Below are 21,407 nucleotides of genomic sequence, written 5' to 3' on the forward strand. Positions count from 1 at the left end.
GGCTCGCCGACCCGGCCGGGCCGGTGAGCGCCACCGCCGTCGCCGACCGGGTCCTCGGCCTGCTGCCCGACCGCGCCGACTGGCAGGCGGTACGCCGCTCACCCCGGCGGGACCTGGTCGCCGGGCTGACCGTGGCCGTGGTGGCACTGCCGCTCGCCCTCGCCTTCGGCGTCACCTCCGGGCTGGGCGCGCAGGCCGGGCTGGTCACCGCCGTCGTCGCCGGGGCGGTGGCGGCCGTGTTCGGCGGCTCCCACCTCCAGGTCTCCGGCCCTACCGGGGCGATGACCGTGGTGCTGGTGCCGGTGGTGCAGCAGTTCGGCCCGACCGGGGTGCTGATGGTCGGCGTGCTGGCCGGGCTGCTGCTGATCGCCCTCGCCCTGGCCCGCCTCGGCCGCTACGTCCGCTACCTGCCCACCCCCGTCATCGAGGGCTTCACCGCCGGTATCGCCGTGGTCATCGCCCTGCAACAGGTGCCCGCCGCGCTCGGCGTCACCGACGCGCACGGCGACCAGGTGTGGGCCGTCGCCGCCGACGCCGTCGCCCGGTTCGCCGTACACCCCCGGCCGGTGGCGCTGGCGGTCGCGCTCGGGGTGGCGGCGCTGATGCTGCTCGGCGCACGCTTCCGGCCCGGCGTACCGTTCTCGCTGCTCGGGGTGGCCGCCGCCACCGTCCTCGCCGAGACCCTCCCGCTCGACCTGGCCCGGATCGGCGCCCTGCCGCAGGGGCTGCCCGCGCCGTCGCTGGGCTTCCTCGACCCCGGCGCGGTCGGCGTGCTGCTGCCGTCGGCGCTGGCGGTGGCCGCGCTCGCCGCGCTGGAGAGCCTGCTGTCGGCTACCGTCGCCGACGGGATGACCGTCGGGCAACGGCACGACCCGGACCGGGAACTGTTCGGTCAGGGCCTGGCCAACCTCGCCGCACCCGTGTTCGGCGGCATCCCGGCCACCGCCGCCATCGCCCGCACGGCCGTCAACGTCCGCGCCGGGGCGGCCTCGAAGCTGGCCGCGCTCACCCACGCGGTGGCGCTCGCCGCGATCGTGCTGGCCGCCGCCCCGCTGGTCGGCCGGATCCCACTCGCCGCGCTCGCCGGGGTGCTGCTCGCCACCACGGTACGCATGATCGAGGCCGGATCGCTGTGGGCGCTGGCCCGCGCCACCCGGGGCGACGCCCTGGTGCTGGTGCTCACCTTCGTCGTCACGGTCGCCTGGGACCTGGTCACCGCTGTCGCCGTCGGGGTCGCCGTGGCGGTGGTGATCGCGCTGCGCGCGGTGGCCCGCAGCGCCCGGCTGGAACAGGTCCCGCTCGACCGGGGCGAGCACAGCGCCGAGGAACACGCCCTGCTGGCCGAGCACATCGTGGCGTACCGGCTGGACGGGCCGCTGTTCTTCGCCGCCGCGCACACCTTCCTGCTGGAACTGTCCGAGGTGGCCGACGTCCGGGTGGTCATCCTGCGGATGTCCCGGGTGTCGGCGCTGGACGCCACCGGCGCGCACGTGCTCGGCGACGCCATCGGGCGACTGCGCGGCCGGGGGATCACCGTGCTGCTCTCCGGCATCACAACCGACCACGACCAGGTGCTTTCGACCCTCGGCGTGGCCGACGAGTTGCGCCGCGACGGGTTGGTCTTCCCCGACACCCCGGCCGCCATCGCCCACGCCCGCGACCTGCTCCGCGGCCCCGTCCCCACCTGACCCCAGCCGGCGTTCGCGCGGCTGGCCGGTTGATCGACTCTTCGGGGCCGATGTAGCGGTGTCCCCGCGTAGGGATACCGCCACATCGCCGACGCGGGCGACGCCGGTCCGGGCTACTCGGGGACGCGGCGGTACGCGCCGTCGCTGGCCGAGGTGGCCATCGAGGCGTACGCGCGCAGGGCGGCGGAAACCGGGCGCTGCCGGTCCAGCGGGGTGTACGGCCGGTCCCGCTTCTCCTGGGCCACCCGGCGGGCCTCCAGCACGTCGTCGGGCACGTTCAGCTCGATCGACCGGGCCGGGATGTCGATGACGATCTCGTCGCCGGGCTCGACCAGGGCGATCAGCCCACCGGAGGCCGCCTCGGGGGAGGCGTGCCCGATGGACAGCCCGGAGGTGCCACCGGAGAACCGGCCGTCGGTGAGCAGCGCGCAGGACCGGCCCAGCCCGCGCCCCTTGAGGAACGAGGTGGGGTAGAGCATCTCCTGCATGCCGGGGCCGCCCTTGGGGCCCTCGTAGCGGATCACCACGACGTCCCCGGCGACGACCTCCTTGGCGAGGATCGCGGCGACCGCGTCGTCCTGCGACTCGTAGACCTTGGCCGGGCCCCGGAAGGTCAGGCACTCCTCGGGCACCCCGGCGGTCTTCACCACGCAGCCCTCCGGCGCAAGGTTGCCGTGCAGGATGGCCAGCCCGCCGTCGGCGGTGTAGGCGTGCTCCCGGTCACGCACGCACCCCTGCGCGGCGTCGGTGTCCAGGGTGGACCAGCGGTTGGTGGTGGAGAACGGCTCGATGGTGCGCACCCCGCCGGGCGCGGCGTGGAACAGCTCGACCGCCTCGGGGAGGGGTGAGCCGCCCCGCACGTCCCAGTCGGTGAGCCACTGGGCCAGCGAGGGGGAGTGCACGGCGTGCACGTCGCGGTGCAGCAGGCCGGCGCGGTCGAGTTCACCGAGGATGGCCGGGATGCCACCGGCGCGGTGCACGTCCTCCATGTGGTAGCTCGGCGAGTTCGGGGCGACCTTGGCCAGGCAGGGCACCCGGCGGGAGACGGCGTCGATGTCGGCGACGGTGAAGTCGAGTTCGGCCTCGCGGGCGGCGGCGAGCAGGTGCAGGATCGTGTTGGTCGACCCGCCCATCGCCACGTCGAGGGCGACCGCGTTGTCGAACGCCTTGCGGTTGGCGACGGCGCGGGGCAGCACGGAGGCGTCGTCGTGGTCGTACCAGCGCTTGGCGATCGCGACGGCGGTCCGGCCGGCCTCAACGAACAGTGACCGGCGCGCGGCGTGGGTGGCCAGCGTCGAGCCGTTGCCGGGCAGCGCCAGGCCGATCGCCTCGGTGAGGCAGTTCATCGAGTTGGCGGTGAACATGCCGGAGCAGGAGCCGCAGGTGGGGCAGGCGGAGCGTTCGATCTCGCCGAGCTGGTCGTCGGTGACCGCCTCGTTGGAGGAGGCGACCATCGCGTCGATCAGGTCGAGCTTGGAGTGCACGACGCCCTCGATCGCCACCGTCTTGCCGGCCTCCATCGGGCCGCCGGAGACGAAGACCGTCGGGATGTTGAGCCGCAGCGCGGCCAGCAGCATCCCGGGGGTGATCTTGTCGCAGTTCGAGATGCAGACCAGCGCGTCCGCGCAGTGCGCGTTGACCATGTATTCGACCGCGTCGGCGATCAGCTCCCGGCTGGGCAGCGAGTAGAGCATCCCGCCGTGGCCCATGGCGATGCCGTCGTCCACGGCGATGGTGTTGAACTCGCGCCCCACCCCGCCGGCCTCGGCCACCGCGTCCGCGACCAGGCCACCCATGTCCTTCAGGTGTACGTGACCGGGGACGAACTGGGTGAAACTGTTCGCGATGGCGACGATCGGCTTGCCGAAGTCGTCGTCGGTCATCCCGGTGGCCCGCCAGAGGGCCCGGGCACCGGCCATCGTCCGACCGTGGGTGGAGGTCCTCGACCGCAGCTCAGGCATGGGTACCAGTCTTACACCGCCCGGCGGGCGGCTCCCACCGCTCGCGCCGTGTCCCAACAGTTGCACACCCGGTACCCCGTGGCGGGCGCCGATCCGGCACAGTTGAGGTCGTGCGTTTACCCCCGGGCATGGTCGCCGTGGCGGTGTTGAGCGGCCTGCTCGCCGTCGCCGCCACCGCACTGCTGGCCGACTCGGCCCGGCGGCGTGGCGGGCCGCACCGCCAGGCGCACCTGCTGTTCGCCGTGGCCGCCGCGATCGCCCTGACCACCCTGGCCGCCGGCACCGTCGCGGTGCTCGGCGCGGCCGACCACGGGGCGCACCCGCGCGGGCAGGGGATGGGGTGGGCGTCGCTGATCGCGGTCGGCACCGCGCTGAGCGGGCTCGGCTACTGCGCGGGTCTGCTCCGCCTGCCCGGCGCGATGGTGGCCCGGGCCGCCGCCGCGCGGCTGCTGCTCGACGGGCTGACCGTGGCCGCCGCGATCTGGTTCGTCGGCTGGGTGCTCTTCTCGGAGCCGACCCGGCTGCTGGGGCCGGCGACGCCGAGCGCCTGTCCGGCCATCCTGCTCGCGTCGGTGACCGTGGCGCTCACCGCCGGGCTCACCGCGATGGTGGTGGCCCGCGCCGACGGCCCACGGACCCGGCTGGCCGTGCTCGGCGTCGGCATCACCGCGACCGCCACCGGTGGTCTCGGCCTGGCCGCCGGGGTCTGCCAGGGCGGCTCGGCGATGGCGCTGACCGGTGCCGCGCTGCTCGCCGTGGGCATGCTCGCCGGGGCGCTCGCCGTGCACCGGGTGGACGCCCCGGGCCAGGTCGACATCGACCTGATCCGCCGCGACGGCGAGTACGCCTTCATCCCGATGGTGGCGATGGCCGGTTCGGCGATGTACCACCTCGTCCAGGGCGGCCGGTTCGACGCGCTGGGCATCATCGCCGGCAGCCTGGAGGGCTTCGCCCTGGTCACCCGGCAGTACCTCACCCTCAACGACGTCCGCAGCTACGCCCACCGGCTGGCCGACCGGGAGGCGCACTTCCGGGAACTGGCCCACACCGACCCGCTGACCACCCTCGCCAACCGGCGTGGCCTGCTGCGGGAGATGCAGCGCTGCGCCACCGAGGGGGGCGGCTGCGTGCTGCTCGGCCTCGACCTGGACGGCTTCAAGAACGTCAACGACATGCGCGGCCACGACGTCGGTGACATGGTGCTCGCCGAGGTGGGGCGGCGGCTGCGGAGCAACCTGCGCCCCGGCGACCTGGCCGCCCGGCTCGGTGGCGACGAGTTCGCGGTGCTGATGCGGGGCCGGCCGACCGACGCGGACGTGGTGGCCGAGCGGCTGCTGGGGGTGCTCGGCCGGCCGTACGAGCAGGAGGGCGGGGCGGTCTTCCTCTCGGTCAGCATCGGGGTGGCCGGGCAGGGCGGCGACGACCCGGACGTGGTCGGCCTGCTGCGCCACGCCGACCTGGCCCTGCGCTACGCCAAGCAGCGCGGCAAGAACCGGATCGAGCGGTACGACGGCAGCTACGACCGGCTGCTGACCCGGCGTACCCGGCTGGAGCACGAGATGCGCGGCGCGATCGAGCGCGACGAGCTGCGGCTGGCCTTCCAGCCGGTGGCGTCGCTGCCCTCGGTGCGGCCGGTGGGTGCCGAGGCGCTGCTGCGCTGGCACCACCCCGAGCTGGGCAACGTCCGGCCGGACGAGTTCATCCCGCTGGCCGAGGAGTGCGGGATGATCGCCAAGCTGGGGGCCTGGGTGCTGCACCAGGCGTGCTGGCAGCTGTCCCGCTGGCTCGCCGACGGCCACGACGTCTGGGTGTCGGTCAACGTCTCCCCCCGCGAGCTGCACGCCCCGGAGTACGTGGTGCAGGTGGCCGAGGCGCTGCGCGCCCACCACGTGCCGCCGCAGCGGCTGGTGCTGGAGGTCACCGAGCACGCCGTCGCCACCGACCTGGACGAGCTGATCCGCCGGCTGACCGCGCTGCGGCGCACCGGGGTACGGATCGCGCTCGACGACTTCGGTGCGGGGTACTCGTCGTTGGGGCAGTTGCGCCGGCTGCCGATCGACATCCTCAAGATCGACCACAGTCTGGTCGCCGAGCACGAGCCGGTCCGCCCGGTGGGCCGGGACGGGCCGGCGTTCGCCCCGATGGTCGACATCGTCATGCGGTTGGGGCACCAGCTCGGCCTGGAGGTGATCGCCGAGGGGGTCACCAACCCGGCCGAGCTGGCCGCGGTGGTCGCCGCCGGCTGCCGGTTCGGGCAGGGCGCGCTCTTCGGCTGGGGGGTGCCGGCCGAGCACCTGGAGGCGATGCTGGAGGCGGCCACCTCGCCGGGCGCCCGCCCCGCGTCGGCACCGCCGGCCCCGCCGCCCCCGCCGCGACGACCCACCCCGTCGCCGCTGCTGCCCCGGCTGCGATCCCACCCACCGGCATCCCCGGCGACGCCCGCCCCGCGCCCCGCGTACGACGAGTCCGCGCAGGCCGGGCCGGTTGACGAGACCCCCAACGGGGACGGTATCCCCCGTTCGTGAACCAACATGTGGGATCAGTTGACTCATCGCGTGAGATGCGTCAGGCTTGGCCCATGTCGTCGAACCGGTCGCTGCGAGTACTCACCTGAGCGCACTCTCCCGCTGTCGAGAGTGCGCTGGCCCCGTGCATCTGCACGAGGGCCGTTTTTATTGCCGTCGGAACCACCGGGGCGGGCCACCGCCCCCGTCGCACCTGTCGTAGCAGCTCCACCCAACTCCAGCCGAAGGCCTGAACCGCCATGACGAGACCCACGCCAGAGACCCTCGCCCACTCCGCCCGGCGGGCCCGTACGGTCACCGAGCCGGCCGGCGACGCCGACCACACCACCCCGCCGCGCGCCGCCGCGCCGGCCACCCCGGCCGTACGGCCGTCCGGGCCGGTCCCGGTCTCCGGTGCCGGCTCCCTGGTGCGGTCGTTGGAGGCGCTCGGCGTCGACGTCGTCTTCGGCATCCCCGGCGGGGCGATCCTGCCCGCCTACGACCCGCTCTACGACTCCTCGGTGCGGCACATCCTGGTCCGGCACGAGCAGGGCGCGGGACACGCCGCCACCGGGTATGCACAGGCCACCGGCCGGGTGGGTGTCTGCATCGCCACCTCCGGGCCGGGCGCGACGAACCTGGTCACCCCGATCGCCGACGCGTACATGGACTCGGTGCCGATCGTCGCGATCACCGGTCAGGTGGCCCGGCCGATGATCGGCACGGACGCCTTCCAGGAGGCGGACATCCAGGGCATCACTCTGCCGATCACCAAGCACAACTTCCTGGTGCAGAACGCCGAGGAGATCCCGCAGGTCCTCGCCGAGGCGTTCCACCTGGCGGCGACCGGGCGTCCCGGCCCGGTCCTGGTGGACATCCCCAAGGACGTCCTGCAGGCGGCGACCACCTTCTCCTGGCCGCCCACCCTGGACCTGCCCGGCTACCGGCCGACCCTGCACCCGCACGGCAAGCAGATCCGGGAGGCGGCGCGGCTGATGAGCGGCGCCCGGCGGCCGGTGCTCTACGTCGGTGGCGGGGTGCTCAAGGCCGGTGCGACCGAGTCGCTGCGTCAGCTCGCCGAGCTGACCGGCATCCCGGTGGTTACCACACTGATGGCGCTGGGCGCGTTCCCCGACTCGCACCGTCAGCACCTGGGCATGCCCGGCATGCACGGCACCGTCGCCGCCGTCTACGGCCTGCAGAAGGCCGACCTGATCGTGGCGTTGGGGGCCCGGTTCGACGACCGGGTGACCGGCAAGCTCGACTCGTTCGCCCCGGACGCCACGGTGGTGCACGCCGACATCGACCCGGCCGAGATCGGCAAGAACCGGCACGCCGACGTCCCGATCGTCGGTGACGCCAAGCACGTCATCGACGAGCTGATCGCGGCGGTGACCACCGAGCAGAAGGCCGGCCGCCGCACCGACCTGCACGACTGGTGGCACCAGCTCGACGACCTGCGCGAGCGGTACCCGCTGGGTTACGACGAGCCGGCCGACGGCACCCTCTCCCCGCAGTACGTGATCAAGCGGCTGGGCGAGATCGTCGGCCCGGACGCGATCTACGTGGCCGGGGTCGGCCAGCACCAGATGTGGGCCAGCCAGTTCATCTCGTACGAGAAGCCGGGCACCTGGCTCAACTCCGGCGGCCTCGGCACCATGGGGTACGCCGTCCCGGCGGCGATGGGCGCGAAGGCCGGCCGGCCGGACACGGTGGTGTGGGCGGTGGACGGCGACGGCTGCTTCCAGATGACCAACCAGGAGTTGGCCACCTGCGCGCTGGAGGGCATCCCGGTCAAGATCGCGGTGATCAACAACGGCAACCTGGGCATGGTCCGGCAGTGGCAGACCCTGTTCTACGAGGGGCGCTACTCCAACACCGAGCTGGGCACCCACAAGCACCGCATCCCGGACTTCGTCAAGCTGGCCGAGGCGCTCGGCTGTGTCGGCCTACGCTGCGAGAACGCCGCCGACGTCGACAAGACGATCGAGGCGGCGATGGCGATCACCGACGCGCCTGTCGTGATCGACTTCACGGTCGGCAAGGACGCGATGGTCTGGCCGATGGTGGCCGCCGGCACCAGCAACGACGAGATCATGTTCGCCCGGGGCGTCCGCCCGACGTTCGACGAGGACGACATCTGAGATGAGTGACCGATTCCCCGGGACCGTGCGCGGGCACGGCCCGACCGAGCGAAGCGAGACGGTGGCATGACCCTGCACACCCTGTCCGTGCTGGTGGAGAACAAGCCGGGTGTCCTGGCCCGGGTCTCCGGCCTGTTCTCCCGGCGCGGCTTCAACATCGACAGCCTGGCCGTCGGCGAGACCGAGAACCCCGACGTCTCCCGGATCACCATCGTGGTCAACGCCGACTCGTCGCCGCTGGAGCAGGTCACCAAGCAGCTCAACAAGCTGGTCAACGTACTGAAGATCGTCGAGTTGGACCCGCAGGTCTCGGTGGCGCGGGAGCTGCTGCTGGTCAAGGTCCGCGCCGACCGCGCCGCCCGCGCGCAGGTGCTGGAGACGGTCGCCCTGTTCCGGGCCCGGGTGGTCGACGTCGCGCCGGACACCCTCACCGTCGAGGCGACCGGCACCCCCGACAAGCTCGACGCGCTGCTGCGCGACCTGGAGCCGTTCGGGATCAAGGAGATGGTCCAGTCCGGCACGGTGGCGATCGGGCGCGGCTCGCGGTCGATCACCGCCGGCCCGGCGCTGCGCGCCGCCTGACCGCGCGCCCACCCGCCACCGCACACAGTCCACGACGGTCGACGAGACCGCCGTACGAAAGGGAAGTCAATGAGCGTTGAGGTGTACTACGACGACGACGCCGACCTGGGCCTGATCCAGGGCCGCAAGGTCGCCGTGATCGGGTACGGCAGCCAGGGCCACGCCCACGCGTTGTCGCTGCGCGACTCCGGTGTCGACGTGGTGATCGGCCTGCCGGCGGGCTCCAAGAGCCGGCCGAAGGCCGAGGAGCAGGGCCTGCGGGTGCTCACCCCGGCCGAGGCGGCGGCCGAGGCCGACGTGATCATGATCCTGGCGCCGGACACCGCCCAGCGGACCATCTACGCCGAGTCGATCGCCCCCAACCTCGCCCCCGGCAAGGCGCTCTTCTTCGGGCACGGCTTCAACATCCGCTACGGCCTGATCACCCCGCCGGCCGACGTGGACGTGGCGATGGTCGCCCCGAAGGGCCCCGGCCACCTGGTTCGCCGCCAGTACGTCGACGGCAAGGGCGTGCCCTGCCTGGTCGCCGTCGAGCAGGACGCCAGCGGCAACGCCTTCCCGCTCGCCCTGGCGTACGCCAAGGGCATCGGCGGCACCCGGGCCGGCGCCATCAAGACCACCTTCACCGAGGAGACCGAGACCGACCTCTTCGGCGAGCAGGCGGTGCTCTGTGGTGGCGCGGCGGCCCTGGTGCAGACCGGGTTCGAGGTGCTCACCGAGGCCGGCTACGCCCCCGAGGTGGCCTACTTCGAGTGCCTGCACGAGCTGAAGCTCATCGTCGACCTGATGTACGAGGGCGGCATCGCCCGGATGCGGTACAGCATCTCCGACACCGCCGAGTACGGCGACCTGTCCCGTGGCCCGCGCGTGGTCGACTCGCGGGTCAAGGAGGAGATGCGCAAGATCCTCGGCGAGATCCAGTCCGGCGAGTTCGCCCGCGAGTGGGTGGCCGAGGACGAGGCCGGCCGGCCGAACTTCGCCAAGTGGCGGGCCGAGGGCGCGGCGCACCCGATCGAGGAGACCGGGCAGAAGCTGCGCTCGATGATGAGCTGGGTGGACCGCCCGCTCACCGAGACCGCCTGAGCGGTCCGTCGCGCTGAGCGCCGTCCGGCGGGCCGCCCGGGTCGTCGGTCCTGACCGGGCCGCCGGCTCCCTCGGGCGGGTCGCGGGCCGGTCGACCTGGTGACGTGAAGCGGTATGACTGGCAGGCATATTTATGCCTGCCAGTCATACCGCTTTCTGCGCGGGCACGTTCCTCAGCGGTCGGGGCCGGGCCGCTGCCGCCGCTGGACCCTGTCGCCGCCGGACCCCGTCGCGCCGTGACCCGTTCCGCCGGTCGCCGTCGCGGTCCGCGCTGGCCGGTTCACCAGGCGGGATGGGGTGATCGATGCCTCATCGGTCCCGATCGGCCCCCGCACCGCGCTCCCGGGCCGGATGAACGGGGGATGACAGGCGTGCGACAACCCTGTGTGAGGGCCCTCACCCCGAAGACCGGGACATGCCGGCCGGAGCGCCCCCTACCATCCTTGGTGAGGTGCGTGACCGGCACCTGACGGCCACGGCACGGATCGGCGTAGGGCGCATCGCGGCGCCCGGTCGCCCCGGCCAACCTAATACGACGTCTACGAGGACCGATGAATCCTGTCGTACTGATCGCCGAAGAACTCGCCCCCGCTGCCATCGAGGTGCTCGCGCACGACTTCGACGTGCGCCACGTCGACGGCACCGACCGTCCGGCCCTGCTCTCCGCGCTGGCGGAGGCCGACGCGGTCATCGTGCGCAGTGCCACGCAGATCGACGCCGAGGCGATCTCCGCCGCGCCGCGCCTGAAGGTGGTCGCCCGGGCCGGCGTCGGGCTGGACAACGTCGAGGTTCCGGCCGCCACCGCGCGGGGCGTCATGGTCGTCAACGCCCCCACCTCCAACATCGTCTCCGCCGCCGAGCAGGCCGTCGCGCTGCTGCTCGCCGTCGCGCGCAACACCGCCAGCGCCAGCGCCGCGCTCAAGGCCGGCGAGTGGAAGCGGTCCAAGTACACGGGCGTCGAGTTGCAGGGCAAGACCGTCGGCGTGGTCGGCCTCGGCCGCATCGGCGTGCTGTTCGCCCAGCGCATCGCCGCCTTCGGCACCCGGCTGATCGCGTACGACCCCTACATCCAGCCGGCCCGCGCCGCCCAGCTCGGCGTCCGCCTGGTGGGGCTGGAGGAGCTGCTGCGGGAGGCCGACTTCATCTCGATCCACCTGCCGAAGACCCCGGAGACGGTCGGCCTGATCGGCGAGAAGGAGCTGGCGATCGTCAAGCCGGGCGTCCGGATCGTCAACGCCGCCCGGGGTGGCCTGGTCGACGAGCAGGCCCTGGCCGACGCGATCGCCGAGGGCCGGGTCGCCGGTGCCGGCGTCGACGTGTACGCCAAGGAGCCGTGCACCTCCTCGCCGCTGTTCGCCTTCGACAACGTGGTGGCCACCCCGCACCTGGGCGCGTCCACCCACGAGGCGCAGGACAAGGCCGGCCTGGCCGTGGCCAAGAGCGTCAAGCTGGCGTTGCAGGGCGAGTTCGTGCCGGACGCGGTGAACGTGCAGGCCGGCGGCGTCGTCGCCGAGGACGTCCGGCCGCTGCTGCCGCTGGCCGAGAAGCTGGGCCGGGCGTTCACCGCCGTGGCCGGCGGGGTGGCCGCCAGCGTCACCGTCGAGGTGCGCGGCGAGATCGTCAACCACGACGTGTCGGTGCTCAAGCTCGCCGCCACCAAGGGGCTGTTCAGCTCGGTGGTCGAGGAGCAGGTCACCTACGTCAACGCGCCGCACCTGGCCGCCGAGCGGGGTGTCGAGGTGACCCTCGCCACCCAGGCCGAGACGGTCGACCACCCGAACCTGGTCACCGTGCGGGGCGCGCTGCCCGACGGTCGTACGGTCAGCGTCTCCGGCACGGTCGCCCACACCGGCACCCGCGACGTCATCAAGCTGACCGAGGTGGACGGCTTCGACGTGGAGATCGGCGCGGAGGGCATCCTGCTCTTCCTGCGGTACGCCGACCGGCCGGGCGTGGTCGGCACCGTCGGCACGCTGCTCGGCGAGGCCGGCATCAACATCGCCGCGATGCAGGTGGCCCGTCGGGAGGCCGGCGGCGAGACCCTGATGACGCTCACCGTCGACCAGGCGCTCGGGGCGGACCTGCTCACCTCGGCCGCCGACTCGATCGGGGCGACCGCCGCGAGCGCGGCCGACCTGCGCGACGAGTAGTCGCACCCGCACGTTGCACCACGGAGGGCCCGGCCGCACGGCCGGGCCCTCCGTCGTCCACACCCGAGCGTCGCGGGCGGTGGCCTCAGCGGGCGAGGCGCGACGGCGGCGGGTAGACCGAACCGTCCTGCGGGTCGAAGAGCATCAGGTCGTACTCGCCGGCCAGCCGCTCGATGTCGAGCAGCACCTGGTCGTCACAGGTCGGTACGAGGTTCAGCGCCACGTGGTCGGCCGCCGCGTGCAGCGGCGACACCTCCCACGGGGTGCCCTGGTGGGCGGGCCGGTCGGGGTACGAGGCGGTGATGGCGCGGTAGAAGGCGACCACCCGCGGGTCCGGATACCGCTCGCCGTGCCGCCCCTCGTGGCACTGCCGCACCGCCGCCCGGACGTCCTCGGGCGTGGCTCCGTCGTGCAGGGCCCACACGCTCAGATCGAAACTCACGGCGGACAGCGTGCCATCACCCGGACCCCCGGGCGACACTGACCCGCCGTGATCGCCGCGAGTGGTCGAGAGTGTACGGAGGAACACGGTCCGCTGTGGAGACTCTTGCGTAGAGTTGCGTCGATTCGCTAGCGTACCGGAGCGGTCATCGGGAAAGTCGGAAGTCGACCCGTCTTCGGGTGACGGGGCCGAGCGTCCGGCCGGCCGGTCCGCACCCCTCGAATGCGCGAGCCACGCGCACTCGTCGCTGACCGGCCCCCACGGTCGTTGCCGAGACCGTGGGGGCCGATCGCCGGCCCGTCGACCGCGCCACCCCGTGGACCCCCTCCACAGGTCGGCCGACGCGCCGCGACACCGCTCAGCGGCGTCGGTGGGCGAAGAGAGCCTGATAGGCCGAGTCGGCGCGGAACCACGACAGTCCCACCGGCCCGGCCGCGTACAACGCGGTCGCGTAGGCGTCGGCCACCGCCAGGTCCGGGCCGACGACGGTCGCGGCGACCAGCTGTCCGGCCGGTTCGCCGGTGTGCGGGTCGACCACGTGTCCCTGCCGGCCGCTGACCCCGGAGGTGCCCACCGCGCCGGCCGTCATCTCCAGCACCAGCGGGGCCCGCCGGCTGTCGGTCGGGTGGTGCACCGCCACCCGCCACGGTCCGCCGTGCGCGGCGTGTCCGCGTACCGTCAGGTCGGCGCCGGAGAGCACCGCGTAGTCGTGGATGCCGGCGGCGCGCAACCGGGCCGCGGCCCGCTCCACCGCCCAGCCGTTGAGCAGGCCGCCGGGGTCGAAGCCGCCGGGGACGGCCCAGGCGTCGAACCAGCCGTCGGTGGCGGCCCGCATGGCGGCGCAGCGGTCCACCAGGTCGGTCAGCGGAGGGTACGACTCGGGGCTGATCTCGCCGCGCCGCAGCCGGGAGACCAGGCTCTGCGGCCGGTTCGGCCCGTAGGTGAGGTCGATGGCCCGCAGTTCGGCGACGGCGTCGCGCAGCGCGTCGCCGACCGCCCGGCGGCCCAGTTCCTCGGGGGCGTTGAGCAGGAGCGAGTATCCGGCGGTGCCGGTCCGGACGGAGTGCTGCACGGCGATCCGGCCGCCGGACGGGTCAGCGGCGGGGTCGAGGCGGTGGCTGCGGGTGCTCAGGCGCAGGTCGGGGCGGCGGCGGGAGAACGCCGTCTGGTCCACCCAACGGGTGCGCGGTTGCTCGTCCAGTCGGCCTGGCCCCCGCTGCTGCTCGGTCCGCATCATCCTGCTCCTTCACCGACGGTGCCGCGGCGTCGCGGCCGGTCCGTCCCGGGCCCCCACGACCCGTCCTGCACCGACCCTAGGCAGTGGAGATGACCGCACCATGAATGCTGCCTGGGAGCCTGCTGAGCATTTCTGCCTCCCAGATGGTGGAAGGCGCGTACCGGGAGGCGGGACGGGGACGTACCGTTGCGCACAGCGGACGAGGTGAGGAGCAGCAGGTGGCACGGATCGCGGTGGTGGCCGGGGACGGGATCGGACCCGAGGTGGTCGCGCAGGCCCTCAAGGTCCTCGACGCCGTGCTTCCCGGCGTCGAGGCCACGCAGTACGACCTCGGCGCGGCGCGGTACCACCGCACCGGCGAGGTGCTGCCCGACTCGGTGCTGACCGAGCTGGCGGGCCACGACGCCATCCTGCTCGGTGCGGTGGGCGACCCCACCGTGCCGCCCGGCGTGCTGGAGCGCGGCCTGCTGCTGAAGCTGCGCTTCGCCTTCGACCAGTACGTCAACCTGCGCCCGTCCCGGCTCTGGCCGGGGGTGCCCGGCCCGCTGGCCAACGTCAAGCCGGGCGAGGTCGACCTGGTGGTCGTCCGGGAGGGCACCGAGGGGCTCTACGCCGGGGCCGGCGGCAGCCTGCACCGGGACACCCCGGCCGAGGTGGCCACCGAGGAGAGCCTGAACACCCGACACGGGGTGGAACGGGTCATCCGGGACGCCTTCGTCCGCGCCGGTCGCCGTGAGCGGCGCAAGGTCACCCTGGTGCACAAGACCAACGTGCTGACCCACGCCGGCTCGCTGTGGGCCCGTGCCTTCGCGGCCGTCGCCGCCGAGCACCCCGACGTCGCCACCGAGTACCAGCACGTCGACGCCGCCGCCATGTTCCTGGTCACCCAGCCCCAGCGGTACGACGTGGTGGTCACCGACAACCTGTTCGGCGACATCCTCACCGACATCGCCGCCGCGGTCACCGGGGGGATCGGGCTGGCCGCCAGCGGCTGCATCAACCCCACCGGGGCGTACCCGTCGATGTTCGAGCCGGTGCACGGCTCCGCGCCGGACATCGCCGGAAAGGGGGTCGCCGACCCGGTGGCCGCGGTGCTCTCCGCCGCGCTCCTGCTCGACCAGCTCGGCCACGCCGACGCCGCCGCCCGGGTGACCGGCGCGGTCGCCGCCGAGCTGGCCGCCCGCACGTCGGGTGTGTCGTTGCGCACCGACGAGGTGGGGGACCGGCTCGCCGCGCAGGCGGTGGCCTGACCCCTCGGGACGTGGAGCTATCCACTGAACGAGCGTTCGGGGTAGGTTTCTGGGACGTCAGCCCGGTGCGTGGTTCCCGCGTGCCGGCAAACCCGCAGGGAGGTCAGCGCGATGAGCGGTGGTGACATGCTCGATTTCGAGATCCGTCCGAATCCCGCGCCGGTATCCGCCGTCGAGCGGGCCGCCCTGCTGGTCGACCCCGGCTTCGGCCGGGTCTTCACCGACCACATGGTGACCATCCGGTACGCCGACGGCAAGGGCTGGTACGACCCCCGGGTCGAAGCCCGCGCGCCGATCCCGATGGACCCGGCCAGCGCCGTCCTGCACTACGCGCAGGAGATCTTCGAGGGGCTGAAGGCGTACCGCAGGGCCGACGGCTCGATCACCATGTTCCGGCCGGAGGCCAACGCGGCCCGGTTCATCGCCTCCGCCCGGCGGCTGGCCATGCCGGAGCTGCCGGCGGAGCTGTTCGTCGAGTCGCTGCGCAAGCTGGTCGAGGTCGACCGGGACTGGATCCCCGACGCCGCCGACGCCAGCCTCTACCTGCGGCCGTTCATGTTCGCCAGCGAGGTCTTCCTCGGCGTCCGACCGTCCCGCGAGTACCTCTACTGCGTCATCGCCTCACCGGCCGGTTCCTACTTCGCCGGCGGGGTGAAGCCGGTCACCGTCTGGGTGTCCCCGGACTACACCCGGGCCGCCCCCGGCGGCACCGGCGCGGCCAAGTGCGGCGGCAACTACGCGGCGTCGCTGTCGGCCCAGGCCGAGGCGATCGAGGCCGGCTGTGACCAGGTGGTCTTCCTCGACGCGGTCGAGCGCCGCTATGTCGAGGAGTTGGGCGGCATGAACGTGTTCTTCGTCTACGACGACGACACCCTGGTCACCCCGCCGCTGACCGGCACCATCCTGCCCGGCATCACCCGGGACGCGCTGCTCGCCCTGGCCGCCGCCTCCGGGCACCGGGTCGTCGAGCGTCCGGTCAGCTTCGCCGAGTGGCAGGCCGACGCCGAGAGCGGCCGGCTGCGCGAGGTCTTCGCCTGCGGCACCGCCGCGGTGATCACCCCGATCGCCCGGGTGCGGCACCCCGGCGGCGAGTTCGTGATCGGCGGCGGTGAGCCGGGCCGGGCCAGCGCGGCGCTGCGGGAGCAGTTGGTGGCGGTCCAGCGGGGTGACGCACCCGATCCGCACGGCTGGGTCACGCACATCCGCTGACCACCCCGGCCGTCCTCCGGCCCGCCCCTCGTCGCTGGCGTGGGGGTGGGCCCCGACGGTCGGCTGCCCGCGTCCGGAGCCGGAGCCGACGGGCTGCTCCGGACAGCGTGCTGTGGTACTCCCCGGCCGGGCAGGTAACCATGTCTGTGCGTCCTTTCGAGCTGATGACGTCGACGAATCAGCCGAGCTGTGGCCGCTCTGTCTGCGCCAACGGTCGGGCCGGCGGTGACAGCCGGTAGGGGACGCCCGTCGCTCGGTGGGCTACGCCACACCGGCCCACTCAGGCTGCGCCCTTCCACCCCGGCTGCGTGTCCCGCTCGGGTTGAGCGTCGCGCTCGGGTCGGGCTGCGTGTCCCGCTCGGGTCGAGCGTCCCGCTCGGGCTGTGTGTCCCGCTCGGGCTCGTCCCGGCTCGCTTCGGCGTGCTGCGGATGTCGCGGTCGCCGGGGTGATGCTGACTCGTTTGCGTCATCAGCTCTAAAGGACGCACCCGGGCATCTGGAGGGTCTGGGCCCCGACCTGTCACCCCGCCCCGCCGGTGGCGATTCTCAGGGCTGGCAGGGCGCGTCGGCAGAAGCGGGCACGGGTGGCGCGGGGCGCGTCGGCAGAAGCGGGCGTCGGGCACCGACGTGCCCGACGCCCGCTGCCGGAACGTCGGCGGTGCGCTCACCGCAGCGCGGGCGGCTCCAGCAGGTGGTCGCGCAGGGCGGCGAGCTGGTCGTCGGTGACGCCCGCGTGCCGCAGGTAGTCCTCGATCGAACCGTGCCGCTGGCGCAGCTCGGCGAGGAAGAGCGACATCGCCTCGGCGGGGGAGCCCAGGAAGGGCGCGGGCGGTGCTTCGGCCTCCGGCATGGACGCCGCCAGCCAGGCGCTGAACCGCTGGGACGCCTCGCTGCTCAGCGCGTAGTCCTCGGCGATCTGCTCGTCGTCGACGCCGAGCACGGACAGGGTCAGCGCGCAGACGATGCCGGTGCGGTCCTTGCCGGCGACGCAGTGCACCAGGACGGGCGCGTTGGCGCTGTCGGCGATCAGCCCGACCGCCTCGGCCAGCCCGGCGGTGCCGGTCTCGGCGAGGTCGGCGTACCGGTCGGCGAGGTAGCGGGCCAGGCTGGCCTCCGGCTCGTGGCGGCTCAGCGCCCAGTCGGCGTGCTCGGGGTGGATGTGCCGGTAGGCGAGGCCGTCGAGGTCGGGCACCCGGCCGTCCCGGTCCACCTCGGTCGGGCGGCGCAGGTCGATCACCGTACGGATGCCGAGCGCGGCGAACGCCTCCCGGTCGGTGCCGTCGATGCGGTGCGGGGAGTCCGAGCGGTAGAGCCGACCCCAGCGGACGGTACGTGCGTCGTGGCCGGGATAGCCGCCGACGTCGCGGAAGTTGAACATCGCGGAGAACGGGATACGCCGGCTGTTCTCGGTGGGGTTCACCCGCACACGGTAACGGCCGGCGGGGCGAGCACGCCGCCCCGCCGACCGTTACCGTCGATCGACAGTTGTGCCTGCCGGCTACCGGGCGGTGCCGGGCGGCAGGTTGCCGTAGGTGTCGTCGTAGTAGCCGCCCAGCTTGTCGCGGTAGGCCGCGTCGCCGTGGCTGGTCTCGTCGTACTCGGGAGCGGCCTTGATCTGGTCCCGGGTGCGGTCGACGTGGACCTTCCGGTCGTCGTGGTCGACCTGGTTGACGGTGCCGGCGGGGAGCATCACCTTCTTGCCGAAGATCCACGGGCCGGTGTCGACGACGAGGTAGCTGCCGCCGACCTCGTGGCTCGCCTCGTCGATCTTGCCGATGCCGCCGTCGGTCGCCTCGACCTTGTAGCCGACCAGGTCGGCGTCGGCGACCCCGGCCTCGTCGCGGTAGCTCCAGGGGTTGAACGCCCCGCCGGGGGCACCGCCGGCGATCGCGCCCTGGCCGTCGTCGACCATCGGGTCGGTGGTGCCGTGGGCGGTGTGCGGATCGAGCCTGTCCATGGGAACTCCTGCCTCGACTGTCGTAGTCGTTATCGGAGAAAAGCGCTTCGTGTCCGCATCTGAGGTACCCGAGGGGAGACGTCCCACACACCCCGTCCCGGGATGTGGATTCTGTCTCCCAGATTCGGGCGGGAGTGGCAGAGTGGCGACCGTGACCAGCTCCGCCCGCATTATTGGCAGCTAGCGCGCCGGCCTCCCCTCTGCCGAGCGCGCAGACCTCCCGCATCCGCGGGGGGTCTTTTTGTTGCCCCCGCAAGGTTCGACGGTCCGAAGGAAGGGACTCGCGATGACGTTCCAGGTCTATGACACCACGCTGCGCGACGGCGCCCAGCGCGAGGGGCTCAGCTACTCGGTGATCGACAAGCTGGCGGTGGCCCGGTTGCTCGACGAGTTCGGCGTCGGTTTCATCGAGGGCGGATGGCCGGGTGCCGTGCCGAAGGACACCGAGTTCTTCCGCCGGGCCCGCACCGAGCTGGACCTGCGGCACGCCCTGCTGGTCGCGTTCGGTGCCACCCGCAAGGCCGGGGTCGCCGTCGCCGACGACCCGCAGGTGCGCGCGTTGCTCGACGCGCAGACCCCGGCCGTCGCGCTGGTCGCCAAAGCCGACATCCGGCACGTCGAACGCGCCCTGCGCACCACCGGCGCGGAGAACCTGGCGATGGTCCGGGACACGGTCGCCCACCTGGTCGCGCAGGGGCGACGGGTCTTCGTCGACGGCGAGCACTTCTTCGACGGGTTCCGGCACGACCCGGCGTACACCGCCTCGGTGGTCGAGACCGCGCTCGCCGCCGGGGCCGAACGGTTCGTGCTCTGCGACACCAACGGGGGGATGCTGCCGTCCCGGGTGACCGCCGCGATCGCCGACCTGACCGCCCGGACCGGGATCGCCCCGGAACTGTTCGGCATGCACGCCCAGAACGACACCGCCTGCGCGGTGGCCAACACGATCGCCGCCGTCGAGGCCGGGGTGCGGCACGTGCAGGGCACCGCCAACGGGTACGGCGAGCGCCCCGGCAACGCCGACCTCTTCGCCGTCGTGGCGAACCTCCAGCTCAAGCTCGGGCTGCCCGTCCTACCTGACGGCTGCCTGGAACAGATGGTGCGGGTCTCGCACGCCATCGCCGAGATCGCCAACATCGCCCCCGACACCCACCAGGCGTACGCCGGGGCCGCCGCCTTCGCCCACAAGGCGGGGCTGCACGCGAGCGCGATCAAGGTCGACCCGTTGCTCTACAACCACGTGGACCCGTCGGTGGTGGGCAACGACATGCGGATCCTGGTGACCGAGATGGCCGGCCGGGCCAGCATCGAGCTGAAGAGCCGCGAGCTGGGTCTTGACCTGGCCGGCCATCCGGACGCCGTGTCGAAGGTGACCGCCCGGGTCAAGGAGCTGGAGGCGGGCGGCTGGTCGTTCGAGGCCGCCGACGCCTCGTTCGAGCTGCTGGTCCGCTCCGAGCTGCCGGACGCCGCCCCGGTGCGGCCGTTCGCGCTGGAGTCGTACCGGGTGCTGGTGGAGCACCGGGAGGACGGCGAGGTGATCTCCGAGGCGACCGTGAAGATCCGGGTACGCGGCGAGCGGGTGATCGCCACCGCCGAGGGCAACGGCCCGGTCAACGCCCTGGACGAGGCGCTGCGGGTCGGCCTGTCCCGGCACTACCCGGAGCTGCGCGACTTCGAGCTGGCCGACTACAAGGTGCGCATCCTGGAGGGCACCCACGGCACCGGCGCGGTGACCCGGGTGCTGGTGGAGACCGCCGACGGCACCGGCCGGGACTGGACCACCGTGGGTGTGCACCCGAACGTGGTCGAGGCGTCCTGGCACGCCCTCGTGGACGCCCTCACCTACGGCCTCGACCGCGCGGCGGTGTGAGCTGACCCCCGGCGTCAGGGGGCGGGCAGGCGCAGGGTGGCGAGCACGGCGCGGTGGTCGGTGGCGGGCACCCCGTGGACGGTGACCGCACGGACCGCGATCCGGCGGTCGACCAGGACGTGGTCGATGGTGACCGGCGGGATCGGGTCGCCGTCGTACGGACCCCACGTGCCCACCAGCCCGGCCCCGACGGCGTCGGCGGCGTCGACGTAGCCGCTGGACAGGAGGGCACGCAGCGGGGAGTGGTCGAGGGTGGCGTTGAAGTCCCCGGCGAGGATGCCGAGCTGACCGTCGGGGGTGGCGCGCGGCTGGCCCGCCAGGTCGGTGCGCCACTCGCCGACCACCCCGACCGACCAGGGTGCCGCCGGGTGGGCCGACTCCACCCGTAACGGTGGTGCGCCGGGCACCGCCACCGTCGCGTACGCCTGGGTGAACGCGAACCCGGCGTTGCGCCGGAAACCGCCGTCGGTGAGGGGGAACCGGGCGTAGAGCCCGGAGCCGGTGGTGCCCACCTCGGGGTTGAGCTGGCGGTGGGGGAGCAGGTCGGCGAGGCCGGCCCGGTCGAGGGCGTCCCGCGCCGCCGGGGTGAACTCCTGCACGGTGAGCACGTCCACCTCGTGCCGGCGGACCAGTTCGACCAGGGTGGCCGCGTCGGCGTTGCCCGCGAGCAGGTTGGCGGTGAGCACCCGCAGTTGCGGCCCCCGGGTCGCCGGCTGCCGGTCGGGTAGCGCGCGGGGTGCCACCGCGCCGAGGAGTGCCAGCGTCGCCACCGCCGCGGCCACCGCCGGCCACCGGCACCGCAGGGCGAGGACCAGCATCAGGGCCAGCAGGCTCCACGCCGCCACGTACGGGGTGAAGGCGAGCGCCTGCACGAGTGGGCCCCGGTCGAACCCGGCGAGGCGGACCACGGCCCAGGCGAGGCCGGGTGCCACCGCCAGCCAGCAGATCAGCGGAGCGGCACGACGGCGGGTGGTGGTCGGCACCGGGGTCGTCAGCACGGCGGCCAGCCTAGCGGCCGATGCCGCCTCCGCCGGGCGCGGAGCCGTTCCGTGAATGGTCGAGACTTCACGTTTCGCAATTTCCAACATCGTTTTCGGGATGGCGAAACGGGTTGGTGCGCTATTGACGCTCCGCTTTTGGCGGTGCTACGTTCCTCCTCGTTGAGGTGCCGCAACAGAGCGTAGTTTTCCCAGCTCAGGCCGGTTGGAAGTGTTTCTTCTTCACTATTTCCGGCGTGGGTGGAAGGCTTTCTGCCCACGTTAATTCCGGCTCGATCGCACCATCTGTATCCGGCTCGCCGTACGGTGGGTCGGCCGTATTGCCACGGTCA

Annotated in this window: 15 protein-coding genes; 9 read left to right on the forward strand and 6 right to left on the reverse strand. The window is 73.1% G+C overall.

The features are described from left to right. Positions 1-23 precede the first annotated feature (23 nt). Positions 24-1,688, forward strand: coding sequence for a SulP family inorganic anion transporter (locus ACN268_RS28365; protein WP_421486045.1), 1,665 nt, complete (start codon positions 24-26; stop codon positions 1,686-1,688). 113 nt (positions 1,689-1,801) lie between these two features. Here the strand turns inward: ACN268_RS28365 and ilvD are convergent, their stop codons facing one another. After that, complete coding sequence (gene ilvD / locus ACN268_RS28370; protein ID WP_421486046.1) at positions 1,802-3,649, reverse strand: dihydroxy-acid dehydratase; 1,848 nt, start codon at positions 3,647-3,649, stop codon at positions 1,802-1,804. Between the two features lie 110 nt (positions 3,650-3,759). On the opposite strand from ilvD, the gene ACN268_RS28375 reads away from it, so the two are divergent. The 5 genes from ACN268_RS28375 to serA all read left to right on the forward strand — a co-directional run bounded on the left by ACN268_RS28375 (position 3,760) and on the right by serA (position 12,112). Beyond that, positions 3,760-6,174 (forward strand): putative bifunctional diguanylate cyclase/phosphodiesterase, encoded by a 2,415-nt coding sequence (locus ACN268_RS28375; protein ID WP_421486047.1) that lies wholly within the window; start codon positions 3,760-3,762, stop codon positions 6,172-6,174. Positions 6,175-6,413: 239 nt separating this feature from the next. After that, positions 6,414-8,297 carry an acetolactate synthase large subunit gene (locus ACN268_RS28380; protein WP_363792926.1) on the forward strand — a complete coding sequence of 628 codons (1,884 nt, stop codon included), beginning with the start codon at positions 6,414-6,416 and terminating at the stop codon, positions 8,295-8,297. A gap of 66 nt (positions 8,298-8,363) precedes the next feature. Then, positions 8,364-8,879 (forward strand): acetolactate synthase small subunit, encoded by a 516-nt coding sequence (gene ilvN / locus ACN268_RS28385; RefSeq protein ID WP_204923742.1) that lies wholly within the window; start codon positions 8,364-8,366, stop codon positions 8,877-8,879. Positions 8,880-8,948: 69 nt separating this feature from the next. Then, a complete protein-coding gene (ilvC, locus tag ACN268_RS28390) occupies positions 8,949-9,962 on the forward strand; it encodes a ketol-acid reductoisomerase (protein WP_204923743.1) in 1,014 nt (337 codons plus the stop codon). 551 nt (positions 9,963-10,513) lie between these two features. Then, positions 10,514-12,112 (forward strand): phosphoglycerate dehydrogenase, encoded by a 1,599-nt coding sequence (gene serA / locus ACN268_RS28395; RefSeq protein ID WP_421486050.1) that lies wholly within the window; start codon positions 10,514-10,516, stop codon positions 12,110-12,112. 85 nt (positions 12,113-12,197) lie between these two features. Here the strand turns inward: serA and ACN268_RS28400 are convergent, their stop codons facing one another. Together ACN268_RS28400 and ACN268_RS28405 are read right to left on the reverse strand one after the other, a co-directional pair. Continuing rightward, positions 12,198-12,554: a hypothetical protein gene (locus tag ACN268_RS28400; protein WP_204956794.1), complete on the reverse strand. Its 357-nt coding sequence runs from the start codon at positions 12,552-12,554 to the stop codon at positions 12,198-12,200. 358 nt (positions 12,555-12,912) lie between these two features. Beyond that, the gene (locus ACN268_RS28405) at positions 12,913-13,788 is read right to left on the reverse strand and encodes an FAD:protein FMN transferase (RefSeq protein WP_421486052.1); all 876 of its coding nucleotides are present in this window, start codon (positions 13,786-13,788) and stop codon (positions 12,913-12,915) included. A gap of 221 nt (positions 13,789-14,009) precedes the next feature. Between ACN268_RS28405 and ACN268_RS28410 the strand changes: the two genes are divergently transcribed. Both ACN268_RS28410 and ACN268_RS28415 read left to right on the forward strand, forming a co-directional pair. After that, positions 14,010-15,041, forward strand: coding sequence for a 3-isopropylmalate dehydrogenase (locus ACN268_RS28410; protein ID WP_421486053.1), 1,032 nt, complete (start codon positions 14,010-14,012; stop codon positions 15,039-15,041). A gap of 111 nt (positions 15,042-15,152) precedes the next feature. Continuing rightward, on the forward strand, positions 15,153-16,250 hold the full coding sequence (locus ACN268_RS28415) for a branched-chain amino acid aminotransferase (protein ID WP_421486054.1): 1,098 nt from the start codon (positions 15,153-15,155) through the stop codon (positions 16,248-16,250). A gap of 664 nt (positions 16,251-16,914) precedes the next feature. On the opposite strand, the gene ACN268_RS28420 is transcribed toward ACN268_RS28415, so the two are convergent. Together ACN268_RS28420 and ACN268_RS28425 are read right to left on the reverse strand one after the other, a co-directional pair. Further along, positions 16,915-17,670: a tyrosine-protein phosphatase gene (locus ACN268_RS28420; protein ID WP_204956798.1), complete on the reverse strand. Its 756-nt coding sequence runs from the start codon at positions 17,668-17,670 to the stop codon at positions 16,915-16,917. 78 nt (positions 17,671-17,748) lie between these two features. Then, entirely contained in the window at positions 17,749-18,207 is a 459-nt protein-coding gene (locus ACN268_RS28425) for a PRC-barrel domain-containing protein (protein ID WP_204956799.1), read from the reverse strand. Between the two features lie 286 nt (positions 18,208-18,493). Here ACN268_RS28425 and cimA point away from each other — a divergent pair, with 286 nt between their 5' ends. Beyond that, positions 18,494-20,077: a citramalate synthase gene (gene cimA, locus ACN268_RS28430; RefSeq protein WP_421486055.1), complete on the forward strand. Its 1,584-nt coding sequence runs from the start codon at positions 18,494-18,496 to the stop codon at positions 20,075-20,077. Between the two features lie 14 nt (positions 20,078-20,091). Here the strand turns inward: cimA and ACN268_RS28435 are convergent, their stop codons facing one another. Further along, positions 20,092-21,027 (reverse strand): endonuclease/exonuclease/phosphatase family protein, encoded by a 936-nt coding sequence (locus ACN268_RS28435; RefSeq protein ID WP_421487018.1) that lies wholly within the window; start codon positions 21,025-21,027, stop codon positions 20,092-20,094. Between the last annotated feature and the right edge of the window lie 380 nt (positions 21,028-21,407).

This window comes from Micromonospora sp. WMMD735, assembly GCF_049178995.1.
Lineage (GTDB): Bacteria > Actinomycetota > Actinomycetes > Mycobacteriales > Micromonosporaceae > Micromonospora > Micromonospora wenchangensis.